Genomic DNA, 22,488 nt, shown 5'->3' on the forward strand with positions numbered 1-22,488 from the left:
TATGGTTGACGCATGACGGAACCCACTCCGGCGGGCGGCCAGGTCCGCCTCGACGAACTCATCAGCACGATCAAGAAGGTGCACCCCGACGCCCTCGAACAGCTCACCAGCGCCGTGCTCGCCGCCGAGCACCTCGGCGAGGTCGCCGACCACCTCATCGGCCACTTCGTGGACCAGGCGCGCAGGTCCGGCGCGTCCTGGACCGAGATCGGCAAGAGCATGGGCGTCAGCAAGCAGGCCGCGCAGAAGCGGTTCGTGCCGAAGGGGGCGACGCCCGACCTCGACATGTCGCAGGGCTTCTCCCGCTACACGACCCGCGCCCGCAACGTCGTCGTGTCGTCGCAGAACGAGGCGAAGGCGGCGGGCAACACCGGGATCGGCGTCGCGCACGTCGTGCTCGGCCTGCTCGCCGAGCCCGAGGCGCTCGCGGGCAAGGCGATCACGGCGCAGGGCGTGTCGCTGGACACGGTCCGCGAGACCGCCACGGCGGTGCTCCCGCCGCGCGCCGAGGAGGTCCCCGCGCTGGTCCCCTACGACGCGGAGGCGAAGAAGGTCCTGGAGCTGACCTTCCGCGAGGCGCTCCGCCTCGGCCACAACTACATCGGGACCGAGCACATCCTGCTGGCCCTGCTGGAGTTCGAGGACGGGACGGGCCTGCTCAGCGACCTCGGCGTCGACAAGGGGACGGCCGAGGCGAACATCCTCGCCGCCCTCAAGCCGCTGATGGACAACGTCCCGGACGAAGAGGAGTGAGACGCCGATGAGTTCCGGGTGCGGCGGCGGTCGTACCCGGTATGGAGACCCTCATCAAGGCCAACGGCGTGGACCTGTGCGCCGAGACGTTCGGGGACCGGGACGCGCCGCCGCTCCTGCTCATCGGCAACACGATGCTCACCTGGCCCGGTGAGCTGTGCGAGGCGCTGGCCGGGAAGGGCGGCGGCCCGGCCAGGTTCGTGATCCGCTACGACCTGCGCGACACCGGACGCTCGACGACCCTCACCCCCGAGGCCCCCGGCTACACGCTGCGCGACCTGGTCGCCGACGCGGCCGCCCTGCTGGAGGCCCTCGGCCTGCCCGCCGCGCACGTCGCGGGCTTCGGGGTCGGCGGCTGGATCGCCCAGCTCCTCGCGCTCGACCACCCGGACCGCGTCGCCACGCTCACGCTGATCGCGACGCGGCCGACCGCGCCCGGCCCGGCCGACGCCGACCTGCCCGAGCACGCGCCGGAGATCATGGCCCATTTCACGAACCCGCCGCCCGTCGACTGGACCGACCGCGCGTCCGTCGCCGCGGCCGCGGTCGAGAACGCGCGCCGTTTCGGCGGCGGCGGGTTCGACGAGGCGGAGGCCCGCGCCGCGGTCGAGGCGGTCCTCGACCGGATCGCCGCCCCGGCCGACGGGCAGGGCCGCGCGTACCGGGCGAACCTGATGGGGAGCACGTTCGCCGCGCTCGACTCCGGCGACCGCTGGCGCGAGCGCCTCGGCGAGATCACGGCGCCCACCCTCGTGGTCCACGGCGAGGACGACCCGTTCTTCCCGCTCGGCAACGGGCGCGCGCTGGCCGCCGAGATCCCGGACGCGCGGCTGGTCACCGTCCCGGGCATGGGCCAGGAGCTGCCCCGGCGGGCCTGGGACGTGATCGTCCCCGCGATCCTCCGGCACACCTCCGGAACCTGATCGCGCGAGCGGCCCGATAACCGGTCGCCCGAGCGGCGCGTCCTCTGGTGGAGTGGGCCCGTGAATGCTCGACAGGGTGGCGCGGCGCTCGCCGGGGCCTTCCACGCCGATGTCGTCCGGCCGCTGCTGGCGCGGGTGATGCCGGGGCTGCGGTACGCGGCGGCGCGGCTCGGCTCCGGGTCGGACGTGCTCGGGCTCGACGACGCGATGAGCCGCGACCACGACTGGGGCTGCCGCCTCACGCTGCTGGTCGACGACCCGGACGCGGTGCCCGGCATCGACCGGCTCCTCGAACGCGACCTGCCCGCCCGCTACGGCGGGCATCCCGTCCGGTTCCCGGTGACCTGGGACGCGGCCGACACCCACAACGTGGAGGTCGCGACCGTCGCGGACTTCTGTCGCTCCCGCCTCGGCGTCGACCCGACGCGCCCGCCGGCGGTCGCGGACTGGCTCTGCCTGACCGGGCAGGCCGTGCTGGAGGTGACGGCCGGGCCGGTCTTCGAGGACACGACCGCGACGCTGGCGCCCGCCCGCGCGACCCTGCGCCACTACCCGCCGGACATCGAGCGGTACGTGCTCGCCGCGTGGTGGCGGCGCGTGTCCCAGTGGATGCCGGTCGTCGGACGCACCGCGCGGCGCGGCGATGAGACCGGCTCGCGGCTGCTCGGCGCCCGCGTCGCCGAGGACCTGTGCCGCCTGGCGTTCGCGCTCTCCCGCGCGTGGATCCCCTACGCGAAGTGGCGCGGCACCGCGTTCGCGCGGCTGGACGTCGCGCCCTCCCTGGAGGGCCCGCTCGCGGCGGCGGTCTCGGCGGCGCGCTGGGAGGACCGCGAGGCGGCGCTCGCGCAGGCTGCCGAGCTGCTCGGCGCCCTGCAACGCGAGCGCGGCCTCCCCACCCCGGACTCGGTCGTGACCCCCTTCTGGGACCGGCCGTTCCGCACCATCGACGAGGCCGTCTGGGCGGGTCTGCTCGCCGACGTCCGCGACCCGGAGGTGGCGGCGCTGCCGCCCGGCGTCGGGTCCGTCGAGCAGTGGGCCGACGGCGTGGACGTCCTGACCTCCGGCGACCGCAGGGCCGCCCTGCGCGCCGCGTACCGGGCGTGGATCAGCCCAGCCGCAGCGCCAGGAAGAAGTCGACCCGGTCCTCAAGACGCGACAGGTCGCGACCGGTGAGGTCCTCGATCCGCTGGATGCGGTAGCGGACCGAGTTCACGTGCAGGTGGAGCTGCTCGGCGCACCGCGCCCACGACCCGGAGTTCTGGAGGAACGTCTCCAGCGTCCGGACGAGATCGGCCTTGTGGACGTCGTCGTAGGTGCGCAGCGGGTCCAGCAGCCTGACCCTGAACATGTGCCGGACGTCGTCGGGCACGCTCGCCAGCAGCAGCACGTGCGTCGCCAGCTCGTCGTGCCGCACCACGCACACCGGGGCGGCGCGCCCCGCCGCCAGCCGCCGCGCGTACCGGGCCTCCTCCACGGCGCCGCGCAGCTCCCCGGCGGGGACGACGTCGCTGACCCCGACGGCGAGGCCGCCGCCGTCGGCGAAGCCGGGGGCGAGCGCGTCCAGGGCCGGCTGGATCTCCCCGGCGAGGTCGCGTCCGGCGCCCTCCACCTGGACGAGCGCGACGGCCTCCTCGTCCAGCAGCCCGAGGACCGGGCGCGGGGCGGCCGGCACCTCGCCCAGCACCTCGCCCAGCACCGCCCGCAGCTCGCCCGGCCGCAGCGCCCCGCCCCCGGACGCGGCGACCGCGGCGAACCGGGCGGCCGCGTCCAGCCCGGACAGCTCCAGCCGCGGCGCGATCTCCTCCGCGCCCGCCGCCGCGGCGACCAGCCGCACCAGCTCCTGCGCGAGACGGCCCCCGACGCTGAGCCGGTCGTCGAGCCGGGCCCGCTCCAGCGCGACGATCGAGGCCAGCTCGGTGGCGAGCGCGCGGCGCTCGACGGACCAGTCGTCCACGTCGCCCTCGCAGGCCAGGAACCAGTCCGCGACCCGCGGCGTCGCCTCCCCAGCGACCGGGAAGACCGACACGCCGGCGTGCGGGCGCGGCAGCCGGCGCGCGGTCAGGAACGCGCGGGCCAGGTCGGCGCCGTCGGGCACCGGCTCCGGGCCCGCGACCAGCCGCCCGGTGGGCGCCAGCACCCAGCACCGCATGCCGAGATCGCCGGACACCAGCTCCAGCACGGCGCCCAGCCCGGTGCCGCCCCCGCCCGCGTCGGCGACGAGCCGCCGGTGCCGGTCGAGCACGGCGGTCAGGTCGGCGGCGCGGGCGCCCGACAGGTGCCGGACGACCTCCTCGGTGATCGTCGCGAACGCCACGTCCTCCGCCACCGCGAACAGCGGCATCCGGTGGGCGCGGCAGGCCGCCACGAGATCGTCGGGGAGCGCGCCGCGCGCCAGGCCCCCGGCGAGCGCGGACGCGCCCGCCGCCGCCAGCGCCCGCACGAACGTCTCCGAGTCGGCGGGGCCCGACCGCCAGACCAGGCCCGTCAGCACCAGCTCCCCGCCCCGCAGGTACCGGCCGGGCTCCAGCAGGTCGGTGGTGACGACCCAGCGGACCGCCCGGTCCAGTTCGTCCTGCCCGGTGACCAGCTCCAGCCGCGACTCGGGCAGGTCGAGCAGCGCGCGCAGCTTCATATGCCCTAGTTAACTGGAGGAACGTACAAAACCCCGCCTCGGCGGGGCGGCGCGGTTCGGATCTCCTGTCCCTCGACCCCGGTAGGGGCCCCTGTGTGTACTTCAGGGAGCGGATCGAGGAGGCGCGGGTGACCATCGAACGACCGGTCGGGGTGGCCGGGCTGGAGGTGCTGAACTCCCTGCCCGCCCGGGCCGCCCGCGCGGAGCTGCTGACCTGCTGCGCGTCCCGCCGCTGGGCGGACGAGGTCGCCGCCGGACGCCCCTACCCGGGCCTTCCCGCGCTGCGCTCCGCCTCGGCGGTCGCGCTCGCCGCGCGGGACTGGGCCGGGATCAGGGAGGCGCTCGCCGCCCACCCCCGCCTCGGCGACCGGCCCCACCACGAGCGGCCCCAAGGCGAACGGCCTCGGGGCGGCGACCGGGAGGCGGCGTGGTCGCGCGGCGAGCAGTCGGGCGCGGACGGCGCGGCGGCGGAGGTCCGCGCGGCCCTCGCGGCGGGCAACCGGGCCTACGAGGAGCGGTTCGGGCACGTGTTCCTGCTCTGCGCGACCGGGCTGGGCGCGGCCGAGATGCTCGCCGCGCTGCGCGCCCGCCTGGGCAACGACACCGGGACCGAGCAGGCCGTCGTCCGCTACGAGCTGACCAGGATCGTCGACCTGCGGCTGGCGAAGCTCCTCGACGTGATCGGCGAGGCGAACGGGAGGAACGCGTGAGCCTTTCGACGCATGTGCTGGACGCGGCGCGCGGCCTGCCCGCGCGGGGCGTGGCCGTCCGGCTCGACCGGCGGGACCCGGACGGGGGCTGGACGACGCTCGCCGAGGCCCGCACCGACGCCGACGGCCGGATCGGCGAGTGGGGCGTGCTCCCCGGGCCGGGCGTGCACCGGCTGACCTTCGACACAGGGGGGCTGTCGGAGTTCTATCCCGAGGTCACGGTCGCGTTCACCGTCACCGACCCGGGGCGGCACCTGCACGTGCCGCTGCTGCTGAGCCCGTTCGCCTACTCCACCTACCGAGGGAGCTAGCCCCCATGGCCATCGTGCTCGGCCCCAACCGCTACGGGAAGGCGGAGACGCGCGTCGTCCGCGTCAGCAGGGACGGCGACGCCCACCGGATCAAGGACCTGAGCGTGAGCGTGTCGCTGTCCGGCGACATGGACGAGGTGCACCTGAGCGGCGACAACTCCGCCGTCCTGCCGACCGACTCGCAGAAGAACACGGTGTTCGCGTTCGCCCGCCAGCACGGCATCGGGGAGATCGAGGACTTCGCGCTGCTGCTCGCCCGGCACTTCGTCGACTCCCAGCGCGCGGTCGCCCACGCCCGGGTGGAGATCCACGAGTACGGCTGGGACCGGATCGCCGGGCCGCACTCGTTCGTCCGCGACGGCGGCGAGGTGCGGACCGCGCTCGTCCACAGCGACGGGACGGGCGGCGCCGAGTCGGTGGTGTCGGGGCTGACCGACCTGGTCGTCCTCAAGTCCACGGGCAGCGAGTTCCACGGCTTCGCCGAGGACGCCTACACGACGCTCGCGCCCACCGACGACCGGATCCTCGCCACGGCCGTGACCGCGCGGTGGCGGTACCGCGCGCTCGGGGCTCCCTGGGGCGAGTCCTACCGCGCGGCCCGCGCGGCGCTGCTGGGCGCGTTCGCCGGGACGCACAGCCTGTCCCTCCAGCAGACGCTGTACCAGATGGGGCGCCGCGTGCTCGGCGAGCGGCCCGAGATCTGCGAGGTGCGGATGGCGATGCCCAACAAGCACCACTTCCTGGTCGATCTGAAGCCGTTCGGCCTGGACAACGACAACGAGGTCTACTTCGCGGCGGACCGTCCGTACGGGCTGATCGAGGGCTCGGTGCTCATCGACGACGCCCCGGACGCCCCATCTGCGTGGGTATGACGGGTACGGGGGAAGAGATGGAGTTCATGCGACCGGCCACCTGGGCGGACGCGCTGGCGGCCAAGGCGGAGCACCCCGGGGCGCTGCCCATCCAGGGCGGCACCGACGTCATGGTCGAGATCAACTTCGACGTGCGGCGCCCCGAGGCGCTGCTGGACCTGAACCGCGTCGCCGAGCTGACCGAGTGGGACACCTCCGGCGGGCGGCTGCGCGTCGGCGCGGGCGTCCCGTACGCGCGGCTGATCAGGGAGCTGGGGGACCGGCTGCCCGGCCTCGCGCAGGCGGCCCGGACCGTCGGCTCCCCGCAGATCCGCAACCGGGGCTCGGTCGGCGGGAACCTCGGCGCCGCCTCGCCCGCCGGGGACTCCCATCCGCCGCTGCTCGCCGGGGACGCGGTGGTCGAGGCCGAGTCGGCGGCGCGCGGCGTCCGGATGATCCCGGCGGCGGAGTTCTACCTCGGCGTGAAGCGCAGCGCGCTGGAGCCGGACGAGCTGATCCGCGCGTTCTGGAGCGCCCCGGCGTCCGGCCCGCAGTACTTCTCGAAGATCGGCACCCGGAACGCGATGGTCATCGCGGTGTGCTCGTTCGCGCTCGCGCTGCACCCGGAGGAGCGCCGGGTCGGCACCGGTGTCGGCTCGGCCGCCCCGACCCCGCGCCGCGCGCCCGCCGCCGAGGCGTTCGCGTCCGCCGAGCTGGACTGGGAGGGGCGCGGCCCGCTGCCGGACGCCGCGTCCCGCCGGTTCGGGGAGCTGGTCGCGGACGCGGCGGCGCCGATCGACGACGTCCGGGGGACCGCCGGGTACCGCAGGCACGCCCTCGCGGTGATGGCGCGCCGCACCCTCGCCTGGGCCTGGAACGACCACCGCGCCGCCACCCCGGAAAGGAGGGCGTCCTGATGCGCGTGACCATCACCGTGAACGGCTCGGCCGAGACCGTCGACGACGTGTGGGAGGGCGAGAGCCTGCTCTACGCGCTGCGGGAGCGGATGGGCCTGCCCGGCTCCAAGAACGCCTGCGAGCAGGGCGAATGCGGGTCCTGCACCGTCTATCTGGACGGCGTGCCGGTCTGCTCGTGCCTGGTCGCCGTGGGCCAGGCGCAGGGGCGCGACGTCCGCACCGTCGAGGGGCTGACCGAGGGGCCGCCCGGCGACGCGGGGGAGGCGCGGCTCGATCCCGTGCAGCAGGCGTTCGTGGACGCGGGCGCCGTGCAGTGCGGGTTCTGCACGCCGGGGCTCATCGTCGCGTCCCACGACCTGGTCGAGCGCAACCCCGAGCCGTCCGACGCCGAGATCCGCGAGGCCCTCGCCGGGAACCTGTGCCGCTGCACCGGCTACGAGAAGATCCTGGACGCGGTCCGCCTCGCCGCCGCGCGTAAGCGGACGGCCGGGGGGAAGGCGGTGCGGTCATGAGGACCGTCATCGAGAACGCCCACATCGTGACCGTCTCCGGCGAGGAGTACCCCGGCGGCCACATCGTCGTCGACGGCGAGAGGATCGCCTCGGTCGGCGCGGGCCCGGCGCCGGCCGCCCCGGAAGGCGGGGCGGTGGAGCGGATCGACGGGCGCGGCTGCCTCGCCACGCCCGGCCTGGTCAACGCCCACCACCACCTCTACCAGTGGGCGAGCCAGGGCATCGCCACCGGCGCCACCCTGTTCGAGTGGCTGACCACCCTGTACGAGCCCTGGTCGAAGATGGACGCGGAGGTCGCGGGTGGCGCCGCGAGCGCCGGGCTCGGCTGGCTCGCCAAGTCGGGGTGCACCACGTCCACCGACCACCACTACCTGTTCCCGAAGGGGCGCGGCGACCTGTTCGCCGCCGGGATCGAGGCCGCGCGCGAACTCGGTGTGCGCTTCCACCCGTGCCGGGGGTCGATGGACCTGGGGCGGTCCGACGGCGGGCTCCCGCCCGACGAGGCCGTCGAGGACATCGACACGATCCTCGCCGAGACCGAGGCCGCGCTCGACCGCTACCACGACCCCTCGCCCGGCTCCATGCTCCGCGTCGCGGTCGCGCCCTGCTCGCCGTTCTCCGTCACCCGCGACCTGCTGGTCAGGTCGGCGGAGCTGGCGCGCTCCCGGGGCGTCCGGCTGCACACCCACCTCGCCGAGACCCGCGACGAGGAGGAGCACACGACCGAGCGGTTCGGCATGACGCCGGTCGAGTACATGGACTCGCTCGGCTGGCTCGGCGCGGACGTGTGGCTCGCGCACTGCGTCCACCTGCACGACTCCGACGTGAAGCGGCTCGCCGAGACCGGCACCGGCACCGCGCACTGCCCGAGCTCCAACGCCCGCCTCGGCTCCGGCATCGCCCGCGTCTCGCACCTGCTGGAGGCGGGCGCGCCGGTCGGGCTCGGCGTGGACGGCCCGGCGTCGGCCGAGATGGTCCCGCTCGCCGGGGAGATGCGGCAGGCGATCTACATGCAGCGCGCCCGGTACGGGCCCGCCGCGCTGACCGCCCGGCAGGCCCTGGAGATGGCGACGCTCGGCGGCGCCCGCTGCCTCGGCCGCGAGGCCGACCTCGGCACGCTGGAGCCCGGCAGGCTCGCCGACATCGCGCTGTGGCGGATCGACGGCTTCCACGCCGCGATCGACGACCCGGTCGTCGCCCTCGTCTTCGGGCAGACGCCGCCGCTGGAGCGGCTGCTGGTCGGCGGGCGGACGATCGTCCGCGACGACGCGCTCGTCTCCGTCCCCCAGGACGAGGTCGGACGGCGCGGAGCCGCCGCCCACCGCCGTCTCATGACGCTCGCGCAGGAGGTCCTCTGATGGTGGCCCCGGTGAAGTCCCCCGGCCATGTGGCGGCCCCCGGCATCGGCGGGGTGGGGGAGAGCGCGGCCCGTCCCGACGGGACGCTCAAGGTCGCGGGCGAGTTCGCCTACGCGTCGGACCTGTGGATCGACGGGATGCTGTGGGGCGCGACGCTCCGCAGCCCGCACCCCCGCGCGCTCATCCGCGCGATCGACATCGGGCCCGCGCTGGCGCTGCCCGGCGTCCGCGCCGTCCTCACCCACGAGGACGTGCCCGGCCGCGCCGCGTTCGGCGTGGACGGCGTCGAGGACCAGCCCGTCCTCGCCTCCGGCCAGGTCCGGCACCAGGGCGAGCCCGTCGCGATCGTCGCCGCCGACCACCCCGAGACCGCGCGGCGCGCGCTGGAGCTGATCGGCGTCCGGTACGAGGTGCTGGAGCCGATCACCGACGCGCGCGCCGTCATCGCCGACCCCGAGCGGCTGAAGGTGCAGGACCGGGGCGGTGTCACCCGGTACCAGCCGGTCCGGGTCGGGGACGTGGACGCCGCCCGCGAACGCGCCGACGTCGTCGTCTCCTCGGAGTTCGAGGTCGGCATCCAGGACCAGGCGTTCCTCGGGCCCGAGGCGGGCCTCGCGATCCCGTCCGAGGACGGCGGCGTCGACCTGTACGTCTCCACGCAGTGGATCCACAACGACCTCAAGCAGATCGCGCCCTGCCTCGGCCTGCCCGAGGAGAAGATCCACATGACGCTCGCGGGCGTCGGCGGCGCGTTCGGCGGCCGCGAGGACCTGTCGATGCAGATCCACGCCGCCATGCTCGCGCTGCGCACCGGCAGGCCGGTGAAGATGTCCTACAACCGGTACGAGTCGTTCTTCGGGCACGTCCACCGGCATCCCGCGCTGATGCGCTACGAGTACGGCGCCGCGTCCGACGGGCGGCTGCTGTACGCCGACGTCGAGATCGTGCTGGACGGCGGCGCCTACACCTCGTCCTCGCTGAACGTCGTCGGGAACGCCGCCTCGCTCGGCGTCGGCCCCTACGAGATCCCCAACATCAGGATCGACGCGTACGGCGTCTACACCAACAACCCGCCGTGCGGGGCGATGCGCGGCTTCGGCGCCGTGCAGGCGTGCTTCGCCTACGAGTCGATGATGGACAGGCTCGGCGAGGCGTGCGGCCTCGGCCCGGTCGAGATCCGCCGCCGCAACGCCGTCTCGCAGGGCTCCCGGCTCGCGACCGGGCAGGTCATCGAGTCGCCCGCGCCGCTCGCGCCGATGCTGTCGCGGCTGGAGACGATGCCGATGCCGCCGGAGCTGGACGCCTCCGACCCGCGCAACCTGCCCGGCGGCGTCTCCCAGGCCACGCGCGGCGAGGGCGTCGTGCGCGGCGTCGGCTACGGCGTCGGGCTCAAGAACATCTGCTTCTCCGAGGGCTTCGACGACCTCGCCACCGCGCGGGTCCGGCTGGAGGTCATCGGCGGGGAGGCGACCGCGCTCGTCCACACGGCGGCGGCGGAGGTCGGGCAGGGGCTCGTCACGATCCAGGCGCAGATCGCCCGCACCGAGCTGGGCGTCCAGAGGGTCACGATCGCCCCGGCCGACACCGGCGTCGGCGACGCCGGGTCCTCCAGCGCGTCCCGCCAGTCCTACATGTCGGGCGGCGCCGTGAAGGCGGCCTGCGAGGCGGTCCGCGCCGACCTCCTCGACCTCGCCCGGCGCTCGCTCCCCGAGGCCGCCCACGTCGCCGGAGGCAAGATCGTCGCCGCGTCGGGCGCCGTCCTCGCCGCGGTCGAGGACGTCCTCGGCGACACGGTCATCGAGCACACCCGCGAGTACCACCACCGCGCCACCGAGCGCATGGACCCCGTCACCGGGCAGGGCCGCAGCCACACCCAGCTCGCGCTCTGCGTCCACCGCGCCGTCGTGGACGTGGACGTCGACCTCGGGCTCGTCAAGGTCGTCGAGCTGGCCGCCGTCCAGGACGTCGGGAGGATCCTCAACCGGCAGGCGCTGGAGGGCCAGATCCACGGCGGCTCCGCGCAGGGCCTCGGGCTCGCCGTGATGGAGGAGATCCTCGTGACGGACGGCCTCGTCCGCAACCCCTCCTTCACCGACTACCTCATCCCGACGATCCTCGACATGCCGCCGATGCGGCTCGACATCCTGGAGTACCCCGACCCCGAGGCCCCCTACGGCCTGCGCGGCGCGGGGGAGCCGCCCACGCTGTCGTCCACGCCCGCGATCGTCGCCGCCATCCGCGACGCCACCGGACGGCCCCTCACCCGGGTGCCGGTGCGGCCGGAGCACGTCATATGAGGTACGACCTGGTGATCCGCTCGCGGCGGGCCGTGCTGCCGGACGGCGAGCGCCCCGCCGCGGTCGCCGTCCGGGACGGGCGCGTCGCCGCGATCACCCCGTACGACGCCCCGCTTCCCGCGTCCGCCGAGACCCGCCTCGGCGACACGGCGCTGCTGCCGGGGCTCGTGGACACCCACGTCCACATCAACGAACCGGGCCGCACCGAATGGGAGGGCTTCGCCACCGCGACCCGCGCCGCCGCGTCCGGCGGCGTCACCACGCTGGTCGACATGCCGCTGAACTCGCTGCCGCCCACGGTCACGCCGTCCGCGCTCGCGCTCAAGCGCGCCGCCGCCGAGGGCGCGCTCTTCGTGGACGTCGGGTTCTGGGGCGGCGCGGTCCCCGGCAACCGCCTCTACCTGCGCGCCCTCCACGACGCGGGCGTGTTCGGGTTCAAGTGCTTCACCTCCGACTCCGGCGTCCCCGAGTTCCCGCCGCTCGGCGCCGCGCGGATGCGGGAGGCGTTCCAGGAGATCGCCTCGTTCGGCGGCCTGGTCATCGTGCACGCCGAGGATCCGGCCGATCTCCGCGCGCCGTCCGGGGGCTCCTACGGCGAGTTCCTCGCGTCCCGTCCGCCCTCGGCCGAGCGGCGGGCGGTCGAACGGGTCATCGCGCTCGCGGCGGAGACCGGCGTGCGCGCCCACATCCTGCACCTGTCCGCCGCCGACTGCCTGGACCCGCTGGCCCGCGCCCAGGCCGACGGGCTCCCCGTCAGCGCCGAGACCTGCCCGCACTACCTGACGCTCTGCGCGGACGATGTGCCTGGGCCGTCCGCGACGTCCTACAAGTGCTGCCCGCCCATCCGCGACGCCGCCAACCGCGACGCCCTGTGGCGCGGCCTCGAAACCGGCGTCGTCTCCTGCGTCGTCACCGACCACTCGCCCTGCGTCCCCGAACTGAAACGCGGCGACTTCGCCACCGCGTGGGGAGGCGTCTCGTCCCTCCAGCTCGGGCTGCCCGCCGTCTGGACGGAGGCCCGGTCCCGAGGCCGCTCGCTGGCCTCGGTCGTCCGCTGGATGGCCGAGGGGCCCGCCGCCCTCGCCGCCCTCCCCAAGGGCCGCATCGCCGTCGGCCGCGACGCCGACCTCGTCGCCTTCGACCCCGAGGCGGACTTCACCGTGGACGCCGCGTCCCTGCACCACCGCCACCCCGTCACGCCCTACGAGGGACGCACGCTGTCGGGCGTCGTCCAGGCGACCTGGCTGCGCGGAACCCGCGCCGGCGACGCCCCCATCGGACGCCCGCTCGCCCGAACGGAGACCCGATGACCTTCACCGCGCTCCCGGACCTCGCCGTCCGGACCCTCGGCGGCTCCGTCCTCGCGGCCAGCGACGAGTCCTTCGCCGAGAAGGAGAACCTGCTCAACCCGTGGGCGCCGGCCTTCGTGCCCGCGACGTTCGGCCCGAAAGGCCAGCGGTACGACGGCTGGGAGACCGCCCGCCGCCGCGCCCCCGGCCACGACTGGGCCCTCGTCCGCCTCGGCCTCCCGGGCGTCGTCCACGGCGTCGTCATCGACACGGCCTGGTTCAAGGGCAACTACCCGCCGCACGCGTCCGTGGAGGCCACGGCCATGGACGGCCACCCCTCGCCCGCCGAACTCGCCGCCGCCGACTGGACCGAACTCGTCCCGAGGAGCCCCCTCCAGGGCGACACCGCGCACGCCTTCCCCGTCGCCCCGGGAGGTCTCGCCACCCACGTCCGCCTGAGGATGTTCCCCGACGGCGGCATCGCCCGCCTGCGCGTCCACGGCGAGGTCGTCCCCGACCCCGACCGCCTCACCGGCCTCACCGTCGACCTGGCCGCCCTGGAGAACGGCGCCCGCGTGGTCGAGTGCTCCGACGCCTTCTACTCCTCCCCGGACAACATGCTGTTCCCCGGCCTCGCCCGCACCCAGGCCGACGGCTGGGAGACCGCCCGCCGCCGCGACGACGGCAACGACTGGGCCCTCATCGCTCTGGCCGCCCCCGGCGTCGTCCGGCTCGCCGAGATCGACACCACCCACCTCAAGTTCAACGCCCCCGCCGAGGTCGCCCTCACCGGCCTGGACGAGCACGGAACCCCCACCGTCGTCCTCCCGCGCACCCGCGTGCAGCCCGACACCCGCCACCACTTCCGCGTGACGTCCCCCGAGGTGACCCATGTCCGCGTGGACATCCACCCGGACGGCGGCCTGGCCCGCCTCCGCCTCTACGGCGACCTGACCCCGGCGGCCGACCACGCCCTCACCACGCGCTGGCAAACCCTCCGCAACAGAATGTGACGCAGTACACACAGACGGTCATTCAATAGTGCCACTATCCAATAGTGATCGCACAGTAACGTTCCGTGCATGCCCACTGCCGAACACGAATCCCCCATCCAAGTCATCCGCGACAATCCGCAGGTCATACCGCAGCTCATGCGGGTCGCCTTCGACATCGAGATGTCCGACGACCTGGTCGTCCGGACGGCCTCGGAGGACTTCAGCCAGCTCGCCCCCACCGCCTACCGCGCCGACAACGTCGTCGAGATCCGCGAGGCTGGCGCCGCGAAGCCCTCGCTCAACGTCATCGCGGAGACCCAGCGCGCCGTCGACCCGAAGAAGTACCGGAGCTGGCCCGTCTACCTGACCGCCCTCTACGCCAGGTCCCAGTGCCCCTGCTACCTGGTGGTCCTGTGCGCCTCGCCCAAGGTCGCCGACTGGGCGCGCAAACCGATCGCCATCGGCCACCCCGGCTTCGCCCTCACCCCCCTGGTGATCGGCCCCGGCACCGGCCCGCTCATCACCACCACGAGCGAGGCCGCGCGCATGCCCGAACTCACGGTCATCGCCGCCCTCGCCAACGTCACACCCCCCACGGAGGAGTCCCTGGAGATCACTCACGCGGCTCTCGCCACGATCGACAACGCCGGGCACGAAAACGCCCAGATGTACACTGACATGGTGCTCGGTGTGCTCCCAAAGGCCGCCCGCAAGGTTCTGGAGGAACTTGTGAACACCGGTACCGACGAGTACAAATTCACCAGCGAACCCTTCCTGCGCCACGAGGCCAAAGGCAAAGCGGAGGGAAAAGCCGAAGGCAAGGCCGAGGCGGTGCTGTCGATCCTCTCCGCACGGGGTCTGGCGGTGCCGGACGAGGCCCGGGAGCGGATCATGTCCTGCCAGGACCTCGACGCGCTGGACGGCTGGCTGACCCGCGCCCTGGCGGTCGACTCGGTGGAGAGGCTCTTCCAGTGAGCTCGGCGACCGGGTACAAGTTCAAGAGCGAACCCTTCCTCCGCCACGCGGCCGAGGGCGAGGCCCGGGGCCGCGCGGAGGGCGAGGCCCGCGGCCGGGCGGAAGGCACGGCCAGGGCGATCCTGGTGGTTCTCGCCGCACGCGGGCTGGCGGTGTCGGAGGAGGCCCATGAGCGGATCATGGCCTGCCGCGACATCGGGACACTGTCGGGGTGGCTGGTCAGCGCCACGATGTGCGAGTCGACGGACGGATACTTCGGCTCACCGTCGTCGCTCAGACGACCTGACGCGTCGAGGACCTGACGCGTTGAGGACCTGAAAAGGCGCCCCGGGGTTCCGGGGCGCCTTTTCGGGTGGGCTTGGGGGTGGGGGCGGTCAGGCGTCCTCGGCCGGTTCCTCCTCCAGGAGGTCGTCGAACTCGCCGTCCTTGACGCCCGCGATGAAGGCGTCCCACTCGGCCTCGGTGAAGTAGAGGATCGGCCCCTCGGGGTTCTTCGCGTCGCGCATGACGACGGCCCTCTCACCGAAGTCCTTGTGCTGGACGGGTACGTCCTTGCCATCGACGAACTCGATGATGACCCCGTCGCTGAGGATCGGTTCCTGCTCGGTCACTGGCGCACCTTCCTCGTCCCGGCTCTGTCGCGTCCAAGGCTAGTGGGGGCCGGGGCGCCGCCACAGGAAAAGCAGTCCCCGGCCGTCCGGTGTGGGGAGGGACGACCGGGGACGATCAGGGGGTGGTCAGGGCTTGTTGAAGCCCAGCGTGAAGTCGCCGGAGCCGTTGTAGGCGTGCACGCGGTACCGGTAGGTGCCGGGGCCGCCGTCGTAGCTGACGCGCTCGTCGGGGTCGGGGCTGGTGGAGGCGGCGACGTTGGTCCAGGTGCCTCCGTTCAGCTTCTGGAGGTAGAGGTCGAAGTCGACGCCGTCGGGGCCGTCCAGGCAGGCGGTGTGCGCGCCGGACGCGGTGGTCGTGTAGTCGCCGCTCGGCTGGTAGTTGCTGGCGCCGGCGGTCACGGACGCCTCGGCCTTGGTCTGGTAGCCGTCGCAGGGGCCGGGGTTGCCGGGGCCGCCGCCCTCGGTGACGAGTTGGCGGCCGTCGCGGGCGAGGATCTGCAGGACCTCGTTGACCGGCTGGAAGTAGGTGGTGTCCTGGGAGTCCTGGCCGTTGTTGCAGGAGCCCGAGGTGCCGGAGGTGATGCCCTGCGCCTGGCCGCCGGTCTCGGAGATCAGCGCGCCGCCGGAGTCACCGGGGTCGGCGCAGATGTTGGCCTGGATGAGCCCGCTGACCGAGCCCTCCTGGTAGTTGACGGTGACGTTGCGGGCCTGGATCGGGCCGCACCACAGCCGCGAGTTCGTGGTGCCGCCGGAGCGGCAGGCGCGGGCGCCGACGGGGGACTCGGTCGCGCCGAGGACGCTCTCGTACGAGCCGTTCCACTTGGTGACCTTGGGCGTCGGCGTCCACTGGCTGTTGGTGTCGATCCAGGAGTAGTCGTCACCGGGGAAGGAGGAGCCTCCGAAGGTCCCCTGGGCGACCTGGTTGGAGCCCTTGGTGGCCTCGCCCACGCCGCCGCAGTGGCCCGCGGAGATGAAGCCGCCGGTCACGGCGAAGGCGACGGAGCAGCCGTACTGGGTCGTCCAGTAGCGCTCGCCGCCGACGATGTCGTACACGAGGTGGGGCCTGGCGGTGGAGCGGACGATCCGCACGGCCCCCGCGTCCACGCCGCTCGCGGCGACGAACCTCTGCGCGGCTGCGGGGGAGGAGGTGGCGACGACGACCCGGTTGCTCTGGTTGTCGACGTACCACGAGGTCACGGACTTGGCGGCCGACGCGGCGTGCCGGTTCAGCTTCGTCTGGACGGAGTCCAGCGCGGCCGCGCCGAACTTGACGATCTTGGGTTGGGCGCCGGCTGCCTCGATCGCCTTGGCGGCGGAGGCGTCGGTGGTCGCGACGACGACCTTCGAGCCCGGGGCGACCCAGGCGCCGCCGAACCTCTTGCCGAGGGCGAGCCGGAGCCGCTTCTGGACGTGGGCGGCACGGTCGCCGGAGTGCGCCGGGGCGAGCGGCGCGGCGCCGGCGGGGGGACGGGGGGCGGGGGAGGCCGGTTCCTGCGCGTGCGCTGGGGTCGCCAGCGCCGCGACGAGTCCGGCCGCCACCGCGATGCCCAGCACACGGTGTTTGCGGGACATGTCACTCTCCAGGTGGTGGGGGTGGGGAGAGAAAGGGGCGCCCTGCCCGGACTGTAGGGCGAATCCGTAAAGGGCCACAATTCATCGCATTGAAGTGTTTTTTCACTGTTGATTGCGTTGTGGTCGAACGCCGGGCGGCGCGGCGGGGCAGGGGGTGGTCCGGTCCGCCACCTGGTGACGTCCGGGCCGCGATCCTCTACGATCACCTCGTTCCGCGGCGCGAACTCGCGCGGCGGGCGCGGCCGTGGACTTTCGTCAGGGATGGTGGCATGAGCTGGACGGCATATTCTCCGTCGGCCCCGACCGGGGTCAGCTGGGTAAGGCGCGCATTCACGCGGTGAAGGCGCGCACCTAGGACGCGTGGACGGCGGCGCCGACCGGTGGGGTGATGCCTGAGGCGGGCCCCACCGGGAAGACCGCGAAGCGAGGTGCCGCCCGCCGGGGCGCGGTCACGCCCAGGGGTACGGCCGGGCGCTAGCCGGCGCCTCCGCAGGCGCTCTCGCCGGCGCGGCCGAGGCAGAGGGACGGTTCCGCGGGGCGGTTGAGGTCGCCCTCCAGGATCCCGAACGCCTGGTCGACGATCTCCGAGAGCGAGCCGAACGCGCCGGGGTGCCGGCGCGCGACGTCGGCCGCCGCCTGGAAACCGCAGGTCGCGGCGGCGGCGATGACGTGCGGGCGCAGGTCGGTCTCGGGGTCGGACCGCATCCGCTCGCTGATGATCTGGGTCAGCAGCAGCTGCTTCTTCTGCGCGTGCTCCAGGCTGCCCGCCATCAGCGTGGGGCTCTCGGCCATCATCGTCAGCAGGCAGCTGAACCGCTCGGGGTCGAACCCCAGTTCGCCGCGCTCGCAGGCGCGCGCGACCTCGACCACCGTGTTGCGCAGCGCGGTCATGATCGGTTCCTCGGCCGGACGGCTGGCCAGCATCGCCATGATGGCGCGGGTCTGCTCCTCCTGGAACGTCAGGGCGACGTCCTCCTTGGAGGCGAAGTAGCGGAAGAACGTCCGGGACGAGACGTCCACCGCGTCGGCGATCTCCTCGACGGTGGTCGCGTCGAACCCCTTCTCGGCGAAGAGCGTGAACGCGGCGTTGACGAGCGCCTCCCGGGTGAGCCGCTTCTTGCGTTCGCGCCTGCCCGGGGGCTGGGGGTCCGGACCCTCGGAACGGGCTTCGGGGGCGGTCGCGGTCATGGGCGAAGTGTAACCAGCGGGGAACGTGCAGCCAAGCGGCAGGGGCTGACGCTTGTCGTGATATGAATCATGTCGTGCTGAGACGACGGGCATTTGACGACAAGTGTCGCTCTATGACAGTTTTACGTCGCGGGGTTCACGGGCCCTCGCCCGAGCGGGCCCGCACCGCCCGAGCGGCACCGCCCGCGAGCGCCGCACAGCTTGCCGACATCCCTGAAACCACGCATGACCAGTAAATATTCGCATGGAGGCCGAAGATGACTCAGTCACAGGGCGCCGAGGTGCTCCACCCGGGCGCCCCCAGATCCGCCGCTCCGCCCGAACGGCGGGCGAGGGCCGGGCACGGGCATCCCTGGCTCACGCTCGTCGCCGTGGCGCTCGGCGTGATGATGGTCGGGCTGGACGCCACCGTGGTGTCCATCGCCAACCCCGCGATCGCCAAGGACCTCGGGGCCAGCCTGTCCGGCCTCCAGTGGGTCACCAACGCCTACCTGCTCGCCCTGGCGGTGACGCTGATCCCCGCCGGGAAGATCGCCGACCGGTTCGGGCGCAAGCGCACGTTCCTCGCCGGGGTGGTCGGCTTCGCCGTCTCCTCACTGCTGATCGGGCTGTCCGGCGGCCTCGGCATGGTCATCTTCTGGCGGGTCGTGCAGGGGTTCGCGGGGGCGCTCCTGCAGCCCGCCAGCCTCGCCATCCTGCGCAACACCTTCCCCGCCGACAAGCTCAACGCGGCCATCGGCGTCTGGGGCTCCACGGTCGGCATCTCGATCGCCGGGGGCCCGATCGTCGCCGGGCTGCTGGTCGAGAACGTCAACTGGGAGTCGGTCTTCTTCCTGAACGCGCCGCTCGGCGTGATCGCGCTGGCCATGGGGCTGTGGGTGATCCGCGAGTCCAAGGACGAGGAGTCGGCGGGCTCGTTCGACCTGCCCGGCGTCGCGTTGCTGACCGGCGCGCTGTTCGCGCTGGTCTGGGGCCTGATCAAGGCCGGTGAGCACGGGTTCGGGGACGCGGTCCCGCTGGTGTCCTTCGCCGCCTCGGTCGTGCTGTTCGCCGCGTTCGTGTGGAACGAGCTGCGGGTCGAGCGGCCGCTGCTGCCGCTCGGGCTGTTCCGGTCGGTGTCGCTGTCGGCCGCGACCGGGCTGATCGTCCTCGGCTTCTTCGGGATGTTCGGGACGATCTTCTTCATCACCCTGTACCTCCAGCAGGTGCACGGGATGAGCCCGGTGGACGCGGGCGTCCGGATGCTGCCGATGACCGGGATCTTCATCGTCGCCTCGCCGATCGCGGGCGTGCTGACCAACCGGTTCGGGCCGCGGCTGCCGCTCGCGCTCGGCATGGGCTTCACCGCCGCCGCGATGTTCGGCCTCTCGCGCATCGGGGTGGACGCGCCCTACGTCCAGCTCTGGCCGTGGTTCGTGCTCGTGGGCCTGGCGTTCGGCATGGTGATCGTCGCGGGCACCGAGGCGATCGTCGGCAACGCGCCCGCGCACCTCGCGGGCGTCGCGGGCGGGCTCCAGCAGACCGCGTCGCAGGTCGGCGGCGTGCTCGGCACGTCCGTCCTCGGTGTGCTGATGTCGACCAAGGTCGGGGACGTGCTGGTCGAGCGGCTGACGGGCGCGGGCGTGCCCGGCGCCGCCGCGCAGCGGCTGTCGGGGCAGGAGGGCCTGGTCTCGCAGGGCGTCGCGCCCGTCCCGCCCGGCACCCCGGCACCGGCGGCCCAGGCCATCACCGACGGGAGCCACCTCGCGTTCATGGACGGCTTCCAGACGTCGCTGACCGTCGCCGGGTTCGTCGCGCTGGTCGCGATCCTCGCGGCGCTGCTGGTCCGGCGCGGCGCGTCCCCGGTCGAGGGCGCCGCCGTCGCCTGAGCCCCGCATGACCCCCGGAGCGCGGGCTCCGGGCCCGCGCTCCAGAGGGGGGACGGGCCCGGAGCCCGCCGCCGTGAGGGTCAGGGCTTGCGGGCGGAGAAGCGGAACGAGCCCGTGCCGAGCCCGATCGCCACATCGGTGAACCCGGCCGCCTCCAGGCGGCCGGGCAGCGTGTCCGGGTCGACGATCACACAGGTGTCGAAGAGGTGGATGAGGCGGAACACGCGGCCGTCCAGGCCGTCGCTCCCGGCGAACACGCCGCCGGGGCGCAGCACCCGGCACGCCTCGGCGAACAGCCGATCCTGCTCCCGCGGGGACGGGACGTGGTGCAGCATCGTGAAGCAGACCGCCCCGCTGAACCCCGCCTCCTCGAACGGCATCGCGGTTCCGTCGCCGTCGACGATCCGGGCCGAGGACCCGGCCAGTCCGCGCAGCCGTCCCGCGAGGACGGGGTCGATCTCCAGCGCGGTCAGGCCGGGGACGCGCCGCCGCAGCACCCGCGTCGTGGCCCCGTACCCCGGGCCGATCTCCAGCACGTCCGGTCCGAGGTCGACGCCGTCGAGGGCCCAGGGCAGCAGGTCGCGCTCGACCTTCCGCGCCCAGGAGGCGGACCGGCAGCACCACTGATGGAAGCGATTCATCGGCATGGCAGGACACTAGGATCGGGGTCCCCGTGCCGGGAACGAGGTGGCAGGACGGATGATGTCGCGATCCGGACAGGCGGCCGCCGCGCCCGGCCGGGACGCCGGCCCGCGCTTCCCGAGCACGTCCGACGCCTCGCTCATGGTCGGGAGCTTCGCGATGCCGTCGCGGTGGCGGTTCGGCACGCACACCCATCCCTGGCACCAGCTCGCCTGGGCGGCCGAGGGGGTGCTGACCGTCGAGACGGGCGAGGGTCTGTGGGTGCTCCCGCCCGTCCGCGCGCTGTGGATCCCGGCGGGGGTGCCGCACGCGACGGCCGCGCACCGGTCGTCGGTCATGCGCAGCCCCTACCTGCGGCCGGACGCCTGCCCGGTGCGCTGGAGCGCGCCGACGGTCGTGCACGTCCCGCCGCTGCTGCGCGAGCTGATCGTGCATCTGGCCGGGTCCCGCGCGTCCGGGGACGCCCGGGTCCGCGCGGAGGCCGTGCTCTGCGACCTGGTCGAGCCGGTGGACGCCGGGCCGGTGCTGCTGCCGCTGCCGTCCGACGGGCGGGCCAGGCGCGTCGCCGAGGCGCTGCTGGCCGACCCCTCCGACGGCCGGACGCTCGACGCGTGGGGGCGCGCCGCCGGGGCCAGCGGCCGCACGCTGGCGCGCCTGTTCCTCGCCGAGACCGGGATGAGCTTCGGGCGGTGGCGGACGCAGGCGCGGCTGCGCGCGGCGCTGCGGCTGCTCGCCGAGGGCCTGCCGGTGGCCGCCGTCGCCGGACGGGTCGGCTACGGGACGCCGAGCGCGTTCGTCGCGGTCTTCCGCCGCGCGTTCGGGGTGTCGCCGGCCCGGTACTTCACGGCGGGGTGACCTCAGCCCTGGCCGGGGCTCGGGGCCGGGTTGGACGTGGGGCTCGGGCCGGGCGTGCCCGGGTCCTCGCCGGGCGGGTCGGTCGGGGTCTGCGGCGGCGTGGTCGGGTCCGTGCCGCCGCCCGGCGGGGTCGTGGGGTCCGGGGAGCCGCCCGGGGGAGTGGTCGGCGGCTTCGGCGGCGTGGCCGGAGGGGTGCCCGGCTTCGACGGCGCCGCCGTGGACGGATCGTGGGAGGCCCTCGGCGCGGGCGCCGAACGGCTGGGCGCCCGGTGGGCCCCAGGCGAACCCGGAGAGCCCGGCGAGGTGCCGCCTCCCGGGCCCGCCTCCACGGGACGCGGCGGGTCGCCGTAGGCGGTCGTGACCGGGGTGTGCGTGCCGCGCTCGGAGCCGGTGACGCCCGGCGGGTGCCCCCGCCCGTCACCGGTCAGGGTGGAGGCGGGCTCGGTGTGCCCGGTGCTGGAGGTCGGCACCAGCGACGCGGCGTCGCCGCCCTTCGCCGACGGCCAGGACGCCAGCAGCCCGACGACGGCGGCCGCCGAGGCCGCCAGGCCCGCGACGGCGCCCGCGCCCCTGGAGACGCCGCGGCGCCGCGGCGGTCGCTCCGTCCGGCCCGGGGCGATGACGACCAGCGGCGTGGGCGCGGCGACGGTCGGCAGCGCGCGGACGGCCTCGTCCTCGCACGCGGCGAGGACCTGCTCGCGCAGCCACGCCGGGGCCCGTTCGGGTGCGCGCCCCGCGAGCAGCCGCGGCAGCCTGCCCTTCTCGAACGCGGTGATGAGGTCGAGGTAGGCCGTCCCGCGCATGAGCGTGTCGAGGACGGCGCGCTCCAGCCGCGCCCGCGCGACGTCCAGCAGCTGCGCGAGCGTGTCGGGCGCGATGCCGAGCACGCGCGCGATGTCGTGCGGTTCGAGCCACTCGCCCGCCCACAGCAGCAGCACCTCGCGGTGGTCCGAGCGCAGCCCGGCGGCGGCCCGCAACAGCGGGTCGGACCCGCTGAACAGGGGCGCGGCCCGTCCGGCGGGCACGGCGCCGGGGCCGGTGCACGTGGTGCGCGCGAGCGAGTACAGCCAGAGGACGGTGTCGCCGCGCGGCGGCTGGTGCACCGCCGCGACGAAGGTGTCGCGGACCGCTGCCGCCGCCCGCTCGTCGCCGACCAGCGACCAGCAGTAGGCGTAGAGGCGGGCGGCGTGCGCGTCGTAGAGGGAACCCAGGTCCCCGCGCATGTGACC

General features: G+C 74.3%; 22 protein-coding genes. 16 read left to right on the forward strand and 6 right to left on the reverse strand.

Features of this window, described 5'->3' with window-relative positions:
- Positions 1-12 precede the first annotated feature (12 nt).
- From GNZ18_RS38085 to GNZ18_RS38095, 3 genes are read left to right on the forward strand one after another with little or no spacing between them, the layout of a single operon-like run.
- Positions 13-753, forward strand: coding sequence for a Clp protease N-terminal domain-containing protein (locus GNZ18_RS38085; protein WP_156221969.1), 741 nt, complete (start codon positions 13-15; stop codon positions 751-753).
- Between the two features lie 41 nt (positions 754-794).
- On the forward strand, positions 795-1,676 hold the full coding sequence (locus tag GNZ18_RS38090) for an alpha/beta fold hydrolase (protein WP_156221971.1): 882 nt from the start codon (positions 795-797) through the stop codon (positions 1,674-1,676).
- 60 nt (positions 1,677-1,736) lie between these two features.
- Positions 1,737-2,849, forward strand: a complete 1,113-nt coding sequence (locus GNZ18_RS38095) for a DUF4037 domain-containing protein (RefSeq protein ID WP_216651572.1) — start codon at positions 1,737-1,739, stop codon at positions 2,847-2,849.
- On the opposite strand, the gene GNZ18_RS38100 is transcribed toward GNZ18_RS38095, so the two are convergent.
- A complete protein-coding gene (locus tag GNZ18_RS38100; protein ID WP_156221973.1) occupies positions 2,782-4,308 on the reverse strand; it encodes a PucR family transcriptional regulator in 1,527 nt (508 codons plus the stop codon). The genes GNZ18_RS38095 and GNZ18_RS38100 overlap by 68 nt on opposite strands.
- Before the next feature lie 128 nt (positions 4,309-4,436).
- Here GNZ18_RS38100 and uraD point away from each other — a divergent pair, with 128 nt between their 5' ends.
- The 11 genes from uraD to GNZ18_RS38155 all read left to right on the forward strand — a co-directional run bounded on the left by uraD (position 4,437) and on the right by GNZ18_RS38155 (position 14,825).
- On the forward strand, positions 4,437-5,018 hold the full coding sequence (uraD, locus tag GNZ18_RS38105) for a 2-oxo-4-hydroxy-4-carboxy-5-ureidoimidazoline decarboxylase (RefSeq protein WP_312874982.1): 582 nt from the start codon (positions 4,437-4,439) through the stop codon (positions 5,016-5,018).
- Positions 5,015-5,329, forward strand: coding sequence for a hydroxyisourate hydrolase (gene uraH, locus GNZ18_RS38110; RefSeq protein ID WP_312874983.1), 315 nt, complete (start codon positions 5,015-5,017; stop codon positions 5,327-5,329). Before uraD ends, uraH begins: the two co-directional genes overlap by 4 nt.
- 5 nt (positions 5,330-5,334) lie before the next feature.
- On the forward strand, positions 5,335-6,201 hold the full coding sequence (gene pucL, locus GNZ18_RS38115) for a factor-independent urate hydroxylase (protein WP_156221975.1): 867 nt from the start codon (positions 5,335-5,337) through the stop codon (positions 6,199-6,201).
- Positions 6,202-6,218: 17 nt separating this feature from the next.
- Positions 6,219-7,097 carry an FAD binding domain-containing protein gene (locus GNZ18_RS38120; RefSeq protein WP_156221977.1) on the forward strand — a complete coding sequence of 293 codons (879 nt, stop codon included), beginning with the start codon at positions 6,219-6,221 and terminating at the stop codon, positions 7,095-7,097.
- Positions 7,097-7,609 (forward strand): (2Fe-2S)-binding protein, encoded by a 513-nt coding sequence (locus GNZ18_RS38125; RefSeq protein WP_156221979.1) that lies wholly within the window; start codon positions 7,097-7,099, stop codon positions 7,607-7,609. Before GNZ18_RS38120 ends, GNZ18_RS38125 begins: the two co-directional genes overlap by 1 nt.
- Positions 7,606-8,967, forward strand: a complete 1,362-nt coding sequence (locus GNZ18_RS38130; protein ID WP_156221981.1) for an 8-oxoguanine deaminase — start codon at positions 7,606-7,608, stop codon at positions 8,965-8,967. Before GNZ18_RS38125 ends, GNZ18_RS38130 begins: the two co-directional genes overlap by 4 nt.
- On the forward strand, positions 8,967-11,264 hold the full coding sequence (gene pucD, locus GNZ18_RS38135; RefSeq protein WP_156221983.1) for a xanthine dehydrogenase subunit D: 2,298 nt from the start codon (positions 8,967-8,969) through the stop codon (positions 11,262-11,264). Before GNZ18_RS38130 ends, pucD begins: the two co-directional genes overlap by 1 nt.
- On the forward strand, positions 11,261-12,574 hold the full coding sequence (gene allB, locus GNZ18_RS38140) for an allantoinase AllB (RefSeq protein WP_156221985.1): 1,314 nt from the start codon (positions 11,261-11,263) through the stop codon (positions 12,572-12,574). The genes pucD and allB overlap by 4 nt, the downstream gene beginning before the upstream one ends.
- Positions 12,571-13,566: an allantoicase gene (alc, locus tag GNZ18_RS38145; protein WP_156221987.1), complete on the forward strand. Its 996-nt coding sequence runs from the start codon at positions 12,571-12,573 to the stop codon at positions 13,564-13,566. Before allB ends, alc begins: the two co-directional genes overlap by 4 nt.
- A 69-nt stretch (positions 13,567-13,635) precedes the next feature.
- Entirely contained in the window at positions 13,636-14,523 is an 888-nt protein-coding gene (locus GNZ18_RS38150; RefSeq protein WP_156221989.1) for a hypothetical protein, read from the forward strand.
- Positions 14,520-14,825: a hypothetical protein gene (locus GNZ18_RS38155; RefSeq protein WP_156221991.1), complete on the forward strand. Its 306-nt coding sequence runs from the start codon at positions 14,520-14,522 to the stop codon at positions 14,823-14,825. Before GNZ18_RS38150 ends, GNZ18_RS38155 begins: the two co-directional genes overlap by 4 nt.
- A gap of 72 nt (positions 14,826-14,897) precedes the next feature.
- On the opposite strand, the gene GNZ18_RS42840 is transcribed toward GNZ18_RS38155, so the two are convergent.
- The 3 genes from GNZ18_RS42840 to GNZ18_RS38170 all read right to left on the reverse strand — a co-directional run bounded on the left by GNZ18_RS42840 (position 14,898) and on the right by GNZ18_RS38170 (position 17,894).
- A complete protein-coding gene (locus GNZ18_RS42840; RefSeq protein WP_312874984.1) occupies positions 14,898-15,134 on the reverse strand; it encodes a DUF397 domain-containing protein in 237 nt (78 codons plus the stop codon).
- Positions 15,135-15,260: 126 nt separating this feature from the next.
- Positions 15,261-16,706, reverse strand: a complete 1,446-nt coding sequence (locus GNZ18_RS38165; RefSeq protein ID WP_156221993.1) for a S1 family peptidase — start codon at positions 16,704-16,706, stop codon at positions 15,261-15,263.
- A gap of 474 nt (positions 16,707-17,180) precedes the next feature.
- A complete protein-coding gene (locus GNZ18_RS38170; RefSeq protein ID WP_156221995.1) occupies positions 17,181-17,894 on the reverse strand; it encodes a TetR family transcriptional regulator in 714 nt (237 codons plus the stop codon).
- A gap of 257 nt (positions 17,895-18,151) precedes the next feature.
- On the opposite strand from GNZ18_RS38170, the gene GNZ18_RS38175 reads away from it, so the two are divergent.
- Complete coding sequence (locus tag GNZ18_RS38175) at positions 18,152-19,762, forward strand: MFS transporter (RefSeq protein ID WP_156221997.1); 1,611 nt, start codon at positions 18,152-18,154, stop codon at positions 19,760-19,762.
- Between the two features lie 80 nt (positions 19,763-19,842).
- Here GNZ18_RS38175 and GNZ18_RS38180 read toward each other — a convergent pair whose 3' ends face one another.
- Positions 19,843-20,409 carry a class I SAM-dependent methyltransferase gene (locus GNZ18_RS38180; protein ID WP_156221999.1) on the reverse strand — a complete coding sequence of 189 codons (567 nt, stop codon included), beginning with the start codon at positions 20,407-20,409 and terminating at the stop codon, positions 19,843-19,845.
- A gap of 55 nt (positions 20,410-20,464) precedes the next feature.
- Between GNZ18_RS38180 and GNZ18_RS38185 the strand changes: the two genes are divergently transcribed.
- Positions 20,465-21,259, forward strand: coding sequence for an AraC family transcriptional regulator (locus tag GNZ18_RS38185; RefSeq protein WP_156222001.1), 795 nt, complete (start codon positions 20,465-20,467; stop codon positions 21,257-21,259).
- 2 nt (positions 21,260-21,261) lie between these two features.
- On the opposite strand, the gene GNZ18_RS38190 is transcribed toward GNZ18_RS38185, so the two are convergent.
- Positions 21,262-22,482, reverse strand: coding sequence for an RNA polymerase sigma factor (locus GNZ18_RS38190; RefSeq protein WP_156222003.1), 1,221 nt, complete (start codon positions 22,480-22,482; stop codon positions 21,262-21,264).
- Positions 22,483-22,488: the final 6 nt, after the last annotated feature.

This window comes from Actinomadura litoris, assembly GCF_009733595.1.
In the GTDB taxonomy this organism is placed as follows: domain Bacteria; phylum Actinomycetota; class Actinomycetes; order Streptosporangiales; family Streptosporangiaceae; genus Spirillospora; species Spirillospora litoris.

Coding starts and splice junctions, on each gene's coding strand:
- GNZ18_RS38085 (WP_156221969.1), top strand. CDS start 13: ATGACGGAACCCACTCCGGCGGGCGGCCAGGTCCGCCTCGACGAACTC.
- pucD (WP_156221983.1), top strand. CDS start 8,967: ATGGTGGCCCCGGTGAAGTCCCCCGGCCATGTGGCGGCCCCCGGCATC.
- GNZ18_RS38180 (WP_156221999.1), bottom strand. CDS start 20,409: ATGCCGATGAATCGCTTCCATCAGTGGTGCTGCCGGTCCGCCTCCTGG.
- allB (WP_156221985.1), top strand. CDS start 11,261: ATGAGGTACGACCTGGTGATCCGCTCGCGGCGGGCCGTGCTGCCGGAC.
- GNZ18_RS38125 (WP_156221979.1), top strand. CDS start 7,097: ATGCGCGTGACCATCACCGTGAACGGCTCGGCCGAGACCGTCGACGAC.
- GNZ18_RS38185 (WP_156222001.1), top strand. CDS start 20,465: ATGTCGCGATCCGGACAGGCGGCCGCCGCGCCCGGCCGGGACGCCGGC.
- GNZ18_RS38170 (WP_156221995.1), bottom strand. CDS start 17,894: ATGACCGCGACCGCCCCCGAAGCCCGTTCCGAGGGTCCGGACCCCCAG.
- GNZ18_RS38190 (WP_156222003.1), bottom strand. CDS start 22,482: ATGCGCGGGGACCTGGGTTCCCTCTACGACGCGCACGCCGCCCGCCTC.
- GNZ18_RS38100 (WP_156221973.1), bottom strand. CDS start 4,308: ATGAAGCTGCGCGCGCTGCTCGACCTGCCCGAGTCGCGGCTGGAGCTG.
- GNZ18_RS38150 (WP_156221989.1), top strand. CDS start 13,636: ATGCCCACTGCCGAACACGAATCCCCCATCCAAGTCATCCGCGACAAT.
- GNZ18_RS38120 (WP_156221977.1), top strand. CDS start 6,219: ATGGAGTTCATGCGACCGGCCACCTGGGCGGACGCGCTGGCGGCCAAG.
- GNZ18_RS38175 (WP_156221997.1), top strand. CDS start 18,152: ATGACTCAGTCACAGGGCGCCGAGGTGCTCCACCCGGGCGCCCCCAGA.
- pucL (WP_156221975.1), top strand. CDS start 5,335: ATGGCCATCGTGCTCGGCCCCAACCGCTACGGGAAGGCGGAGACGCGC.
- GNZ18_RS38130 (WP_156221981.1), top strand. CDS start 7,606: ATGAGGACCGTCATCGAGAACGCCCACATCGTGACCGTCTCCGGCGAG.
- GNZ18_RS38165 (WP_156221993.1), bottom strand. CDS start 16,706: ATGTCCCGCAAACACCGTGTGCTGGGCATCGCGGTGGCGGCCGGACTC.
- alc (WP_156221987.1), top strand. CDS start 12,571: ATGACCTTCACCGCGCTCCCGGACCTCGCCGTCCGGACCCTCGGCGGC.
- GNZ18_RS38090 (WP_156221971.1), top strand. CDS start 795: ATGGAGACCCTCATCAAGGCCAACGGCGTGGACCTGTGCGCCGAGACG.